Source organism: Pseudomonas sp. EL_65y_Pfl2_R96, from assembly GCF_963970905.1.
Taxonomy (GTDB): Bacteria; Pseudomonadota; Gammaproteobacteria; order Pseudomonadales; family Pseudomonadaceae; genus Aquipseudomonas.
The window spans coordinates 26,290-33,133 of sequence record NZ_CAXAQH010000043.1 but is presented as its reverse complement, the minus strand read 5'-3'; the positions used below and the strand labels follow the sequence as shown (position 1 = coordinate 33,133).

The window sequence follows — 6,844 nt, the reverse complement described above, 5'->3', positions numbered from 1 at the left end:
CCTACTCGGGTGCGGACACACCAGTGCTAATGACGGTCTCTGCCCCGCGCGCGCTCTCAACTTTAGATCCCCCCAGTTTGCTGCGCGACAGCGCGGCGTCGAAGACGGGGCGGACCCTCCTACAGGGCCGTGCGGTCAGGATTGATCCGTGCGACGCAGCTTCAGGAGAGCATGTCCTGCATGATCTGCTGCAACACATCCAGATCGAACGGCTTGCCCAGGATCGGCGCTTTGCGGGTGATCGGGCTGTCGGTCTCGCGGATTTCCTGCGGGTAACCGCTGATAAAGATCACCTTGAGCTCCGGTCGCAACTTCACCGCAGGTTCGGCGATCTGTACGCCAGAAATCCCGCCCGGCAGGCGGAAGTCGGTGATCATCATGTCCAGGTGCGGCTTGCTCGCCAGAATTTCAAAGGCTTGCTCGCCGTTTTCGGCTTGCAGCACCCGATAACCCTCACCCGACAAATAAGCAGACAACACCATCAAAATCGAAGGGTCGTCCTCGACGATCAGTACCACATCTTGCGCATCTTCACTCATGGAAAGCCTTTGTTCGGTCAATTGCTGCTGATACGACCGTATGGTCACACAGAGGTTGCGTTTATCGGGCTGTTTTCCTGCAGCGGCAGACAAACGCGAAACAAGGCGCCTTCGCCAATCCGGCTCTCGACAGTGATGGAGCCGCCATGGGCGGCGACAATCTGCTGCGAAATAAACAGCCCCAGGCCCAGGCCCGCCACAACGGTCTTGGCGGAAACCCGCTCGAACTGCTGAAAAATGCGCTGCTGATTCTCTTCACTGATCCCGATACCGCGATCCTGAATCTCAACCCGCGCTTGCCCGTCGTGATTGTACACGCGTACGTCGATCGGATTCCTGGCGCCATAACGCAACGCATTGGTCAACAAGTTGGAAATCACTTGTTCGATACGGAACTCGTCCCAGCTGCCCACCACGGGCTGGTCGGCGGTCAAGGTGACCGATGAGGCTGCGGCCTCGACCTGGGGTGCGAAGTTCTGCAGGAGATTCTTCACCAGTTGCACCAGGTCAAACCGACTGGGGCGGATCGACAGCTTGCCGGTGCGGATCCGTGACACATCGAGCATGTCTTCGATCAGGCGGATCAGGCTTTTGATCTGCCGCTCGTCGCGATCGCCCATGGCGTGCATCTTGTCCAGGGTGAACGCCGCGGCGTTCGCCCGCGCCAGATGCATTTTGCGCAGCTGGGTTTCCAGAATCAGGCCATTGAGCGGCGTACGCACCTCATGAGCGACGATGGACATGAAATCGTCACGCATGCGCACCGCTTGCTCCAGCTCATTCCGGGTGGTTTGTAACTGTTTGAGCAGCGCCTCCTGCTCACGCCGACTTTGCTCCAGCGCTTCGACCTGCTGCTTCATCGCCTTGCTCTGGCGATACAGGTCGACGAAGACATTGACCTTGCTCTTGACCGCGTGAACATCCAGCGGTTTGTACAGGAAGTCCACGGCCCCGCTTTCGTAGCCCTTGAACGCGTAATTCAGCTCGCGGCCGGCCGCACTGACGAACACAATCGGGATGTTTTTGGTTTTTTCCGTGCCGCGCATCAATTCGGCCAGTTCAAAGCCGTTCATGTCCGGCATCTGCACATCGAGAATGGCCATGGCGAATTCGTGTTGCAACAACAGCGACAACGCTTCGTCAGCGGACAGGGCTTTATAGACGATACGGTCCTCACGCCTGATCAAGGCCTCGAGCGCCAGAAGGTTCTCCGGCAGGTCGTCGACGATCAGCAATTTGGCCTGAATGTTACTTGGCATGCGATTCGTTCCAGCTCGACAAGCAGACGGCCGAGGCGCCGATCACGATAACCTCTACAGAAGACAAACCTGCACTGTTCATGATTTGCGGTAGATCCGCTCTGGTTTGACCAACGGATCAAACTGATTGCCGTAGGCCGAGAATTCCAGGGTTTCCTTGCTGCCCAGTGCCAGAAAACCCCGATGACAAAGGGATTCGTGAAACAAGCCAAAGGCGCGATCCTGAAGTTTTTTATTGAAATAAATCAATACATTACGACACGAAATTAATTGAGTTTCCGAGAACACACTGTCGGTGGCCAGGCTGTGATCGGCAAAGGTCACGTTGTCACACAGGCTCTTGTCGAAAATGGCGTAGCCATAGGCCGCCGTGTAGTAGTCGGCGAACGAACGCTGACCACCGGCCTGCTGATAGTTGTGAGTGTAGGCCCGGACATTCTCCATGGAAAAAATCCCCTGCCTGGCTTTATCCAGCGAGCGCGGGTTGATGTCAGTGGCATAGAGGATGGTGCGCTCCAGCAAGCCTTCTTCGCGCAGCAGAATCGCCATCGAATAGACCTCCTCGCCGGTGCTGCAACCGGCGATCCAGACCTTGATCGACGGATAGGTCTTGAGCAGTGGCACCACTTCCTGACGCAGGGCGAGGAAGTGTGAAGGGTCGCGAAACATTTCACTGACCGGGATCGTGAGCAATTGCAGCAGTTGCATGAACGCGGTCGGGTCGTGCAGGACCTTCTCTTGCAGCGCCGAAATGGTATTGCACTCCAATTGGCTCAACGCATGACTGACCCGACGCTTGATCGACGCGCCGGAGTAATCGCGAAAATCGTAGCTGTACTTGAGGTAGATCGCCTCGATCAACAACCTCAACTCGATTTCGGGATTGCGCTCCATTAGATGCGTTCCATCTTCGGTAACCACACTCTAATCAACGAAAAGAGGCGATCCAGGTCGATGGGCTTGGCCAGATAATCGTTTGAGCCGGCCTGCAAGCAGCGCTCCTGATCGTCCTTCATGGCCTTGGCCGTCACTGCGATGATCGGCAGCTTGCGCCAGCGCGGATCCTTGCGGATTTCGAGGGTGGCTTCGAAACCATCCATTTCCGGCATCATCACGTCCATCAGCACCAGGTCGATGTCCTCGACTTCATTCAATCGCTCGATCGCTTCACGGCCATTGCGGCCAATGACCACGACGGCGCCCTTTTGCTCCAGTGCACTGGTCAGGGCGAAAATGTTGCGTACATCGTCATCCACCAGCAGCACTTTGCGCCCCTCGAAGACCTTGTCGCGGCTGCGGGCGGTCTTGAGCATCGTTTGGCGTTCATGGGACAACCGCGATTCGACTTTGTGCAGAAAGAGTGTCACTTCATCCAGCAACCGCTCGGGCGAGCGCGCGCCCTTGATGATGATCGAACGTGAATACTTGCGCAGCTCGGCCTCTTCGTCCCGGGTCAGGTTGCGCCCGGTATAGACGATCACCGGCGGGAACGAGCAGATATCCTCGGTGGACATGCGCTTGAGCAAGTCGTTGCCGAGCATGTCCGGCAGCTTCAGGTCGATGATCATGCAGTCGAAAATCGTGGTGCGCAGCAGGTCGAGTGCATCCTGCGCCAAGCCGACGGCTGTGATCTCGATGTCTTCGTCGCCGATCAGTCGGGCGATGCTGTCGCGCTGCACATCATCGTCTTCGACCAGCAATATGCGTTTGACCTTCTGGGTCAGCCTGGCTTCGAGGCGGGCAAACACCTCCTTGAGCTCCTCGCGCGTGGTGGGCTTGACCGCGTAACCGATGGCGCCCATGTGCATGGCGGCCTCGACACGGTCTTCGACAGAAATCACATGCACGGGAATGTGCCGGGTTTCGGCGTGCTCTTTCAGGCGCTGCAATACCGTCAGCCCGGAATGATCCGGCAGGCGCATGTCCAGCAGGATCGCATCGGGAATGAATTGCCTGGCCAGGTCGTAGCCTTCATCGGCACCGTGGGCCACCAGGCACTGATAACCCAGTTCATGGGCCAGATCGTAGAGGATGTGCGCAAAGTCCGGCTCATCCTCCACCACCAGGATGCAACGAGTGGCGAATGGCGCGTTGTTGCGATCATCGTCGAAGCGCGGAATGTCGACGTCGGCAACCAGCGGCACAGGCGCGGCAACCACAGTACTTCTCGACAGGACAGCCGGCCTGGCAACCGGCGTGGCTTTCATCGTCTCGACAGGCACGTTGCCCGGTTCGACGTAGTGCTGCGGCAAGACCAGGGTGAACACGCTGCCCTGCCCAGGCGTGCTGGTCAGGCTGATGGAGCCGCCCAGCAACTTGGCCAGATCACGGGAAATCGACAGGCCCAGGCCGGTACCGCCGTAACGACGGTTGGTGGAGCCATCGGCCTGACGGAAAGCTTCGAAAATGCTTTCCTGCTGCTCGGGCGCAATGCCGATCCCGGAATCGCGGATGATAAAGGCAATGCCGTCGCCCGGCACAGCGGCGACGCTCAGGCTGACGGTGCCCTTTTCGGTGAACTTCACCGCGTTGGACAGCAGGTTCTTGATCACTTGCTCCAGACGCTGGCGGTCGGTGAACACCAGCAGCGGCGCATCGGCCTGCAACTGGACCTCAAAATCCAGTTTCTTGTCTGCGGCCAACGGCTGGAACATGCCATGCAGACCTTCCACCAGGCGCTCGACGCTGGTGTTCTCCGGACGCACGTCTAGCTTGCCGGCCTCGACCTTGGAAATGTCGAGAATGTCGTTGATCAGGTTGAGCAAGTCGTTGCCGGCGGAGTAGATCGACTCGGCGAACTTGACCTGCTCGGCGCTGAGGTTTTCCTGCGGGTTTTCCGCCAACAGTTTGGCCAGAATCAGCGAACTGTTCAGCGGCGTGCGTAGCTCGTGGGACATGTTCGCGAGGAATTCGGACTTGTACTTGCTGGAGCGCTGCAACTCTTCGGCACGCGCTTCGAGCTCAACCTGGGCCTGATTCAATTCGGTGTTCTTCAGGTCCATGGCATCGCGTTGCTCGGCCAGTACCTGCGCCTGTTCGGCAAGTTGCTCGTTGGTTTGCTCCAGTTCGATTTGCTGGGCTTCCAGGTGAGCCTGGGACTTCTTGAGAATCCGCGATTGCCCTTCCAGCTCTTCGTTGGCGGTCTTGAGCTCTTCTTGCTGAACCTGTAACTCTTCGTTGAGTTGCTGGGTTTCGGCCAGCACCTCCTGCAAGCGCTGGCGATAGCGAGCCGCCTCTATCGAGGTGCCAATGTTGGCGCCAATCAGTTCAAGCAGTTCGACGTCACGATCCGTCAGCGGCCGCAGGAACCCCAGCTCAATCACACCGTTGACCCGGTCATCGTCGCTGGTCGGCGCCACCAGCACGCTATGTGGCAAACCTTCGCCCAGGCCGGAGCTGACTTTGAAGTAGTCGCCCGGCACGTCATCAAGACGAATCAGGCGCGCCTGTTGCGCCACCTGGCCGACAATGCCTTCACCACTGTAAATCTGCTGTTCAAGCGCCTCCTGTTCCCGGGAGAAACCATAAGACGCAATGCGCTTGAGGCCACCATGCTCCTCACGGACATAGATCGCCGCGACGGCAGTGCCCAGATATTGTGCGCAGAACTGCAGAATGTTGCGCCCCAACAGATTGAGGGATAACTGCCCGAGGACTTGCTCGGCCAGTTCGGTCTGGCCGTTGCGCAACCAGGCTTGCTGCTCCAGGCGCTGGGCGCTGGCCTGTTGCGCGGCGAAGTTGGCACTGTAGCTCTGGGACAGGTTGAGCAAATCCCGGCGGCCAATGTAGGCCAGCAACCCGCTGATACCGGCCACGAACAACAGATAAAGGGCGATGCTCCAAATCGTGGTACGACGCACTTCCTCGTTGCGCGTGGCACGCAACTGCTGCTCCATGTCGATCACGTCTTCGAATTGCTTGCGAATCTCATCGGTCAGCCGCTTGCCACGCCCGGCCTTGATTGCGCTGCGGTAGTCACCGCTTGCGCGCTGCAAATCGATCAACGATTGCGCGTAATTGGCCCATTCCGTGTGCAAGGCCTGGAGCCGGTGCAGGCGGTCGGTCTGGACCGGGTTGTCTGCGGTCAGTTCGAGCAAGGTATTGAGGGCGACCTCTATTCTTGGCTTGGCCGTCTCATAGGGCTCAAGAAAATGCTCGTCGCTACTGAGCAGGAAGCCGCGCATTCCGGTTTCCAGATCAACGGTCAGCTTGATCGCCTCATTGGCATTATTGATCACCCGGTCGGTGTGCTGGACCCACTGGATCACCGACAGCAGGTAGGTGATCAGCGAAATGAAGAAAACCGCGCTGATAACGCCGACACCCAACGGCAGGCTGACGTTGCGGCTCAGGAGTTTACGGAATCGTTGCTCTTCAACCGAAGACGCTGAGGTCATGGGGTAGCCTTGTCGAACTGTTGAAAGCCATCGAGTCTGCCCCAAAACGGCCGAGCCGATCCATTTTTCTGACATGCTTTTCGGCAAAATCCTGCATTTCACTGCCCTGGCGCAAAGGAGCGGCTACTCTGTGCGGCTCTTGTGCGGCTATTGTTTTTTGTAGCGCGTCGGGAACTTGTAGTGATCCGTCACTTAATCCTGCAAAAAGCCCGGCGATTTCGATCGACGCCATCGCAAATTCAACTTTTGAGAGCCCCACTATGCCCACCAACGCTTCCACCATTCTAGTCGTCGAAGACGATGCCATCGTGCGCATGCTGATCGTCGATGTGCTGGAGGAACTGGAGTTCCGGGTGCTTGAGGCCGATGGCTGTGAAAAGGCGCTGGAGTTCATCAACGACGAAGACCAGGACATCGATCTGATGATGACCGATGTCGGCTTGCCGGTGATGGACGGTCGTGAATTGGCCAAGCAGGCGCGCCTGCTGCGTTCCGAATTGCCGATCCTGTTCGCCAGCGGCTATGCCGAAAGCATCGAGGTGCTTGACGGCATGTATTTCATCGGCAAGCCATTCTCTATCGATCAGTTGCGGGACAAGGTCAAGAGTATTTTGCCCTCTCTCCCTTTATTCACGCCTGACCAATAACG

General features: G+C 57.9%; 6 protein-coding genes. 1 reads left to right on the top strand and 5 read right to left on the bottom strand.

Going from position 1 to position 6,844, the window contains the following annotated elements:
• Positions 1-161 precede the first annotated feature (161 nt).
• From AACY49_RS27690 to AACY49_RS27670, 5 genes are all read right to left on the bottom strand, one after another.
• Complete coding sequence (locus tag AACY49_RS27690; protein ID WP_007905602.1) at positions 162-539, bottom strand: response regulator; 378 nt, start codon at positions 537-539, stop codon at positions 162-164.
• A 44-nt stretch (positions 540-583) separates the two neighbouring features.
• On the bottom strand, positions 584-1,798 hold the full coding sequence (locus AACY49_RS27685) for a hybrid sensor histidine kinase/response regulator (RefSeq protein WP_339527464.1): 1,215 nt from the start codon (positions 1,796-1,798) through the stop codon (positions 584-586).
• 78 nt (positions 1,799-1,876) lie between these two features.
• Entirely contained in the window at positions 1,877-2,692 is an 816-nt protein-coding gene (locus tag AACY49_RS27680) for a CheR family methyltransferase (RefSeq protein WP_258695910.1), read from the bottom strand.
• Entirely contained in the window at positions 2,692-6,195 is a 3,504-nt protein-coding gene (locus AACY49_RS27675; RefSeq protein WP_339527463.1) for a response regulator, read from the bottom strand. Before AACY49_RS27675 ends, AACY49_RS27680 begins: the two co-directional genes overlap by 1 nt.
• Positions 6,173-6,478, bottom strand: coding sequence for a hypothetical protein (locus tag AACY49_RS27670; RefSeq protein ID WP_258695912.1), 306 nt, complete (start codon positions 6,476-6,478; stop codon positions 6,173-6,175). The genes AACY49_RS27675 and AACY49_RS27670 overlap by 23 nt, the downstream gene beginning before the upstream one ends.
• Between AACY49_RS27670 and AACY49_RS27665 the strand changes: the two genes are divergently transcribed.
• Positions 6,456-6,842, top strand: coding sequence for a response regulator (locus tag AACY49_RS27665; protein WP_258695913.1), 387 nt, complete (start codon positions 6,456-6,458; stop codon positions 6,840-6,842). The two genes, AACY49_RS27670 and AACY49_RS27665, sit on opposite strands and share 23 nt — an antisense overlap.
• Positions 6,843-6,844 lie beyond the last annotated feature (2 nt).

Coding starts and splice junctions, on each gene's coding strand:
- AACY49_RS27690 (WP_007905602.1), bottom strand. CDS start 539: ATGAGTGAAGATGCGCAAGATGTGGTACTGATCGTCGAGGACGACCCT.
- AACY49_RS27685 (WP_339527464.1), bottom strand. CDS start 1,798: ATGCCAAGTAACATTCAGGCCAAATTGCTGATCGTCGACGACCTGCCG.
- AACY49_RS27680 (WP_258695910.1), bottom strand. CDS start 2,692: ATGGAGCGCAATCCCGAAATCGAGTTGAGGTTGTTGATCGAGGCGATC.
- AACY49_RS27675 (WP_339527463.1), bottom strand. CDS start 6,195: ATGACCTCAGCGTCTTCGGTTGAAGAGCAACGATTCCGTAAACTCCTG.
- AACY49_RS27665 (WP_258695913.1), top strand. CDS start 6,456: ATGCCCACCAACGCTTCCACCATTCTAGTCGTCGAAGACGATGCCATC.
- AACY49_RS27670 (WP_258695912.1), bottom strand. CDS start 6,478: ATGGTGGAAGCGTTGGTGGGCATAGTGGGGCTCTCAAAAGTTGAATTT.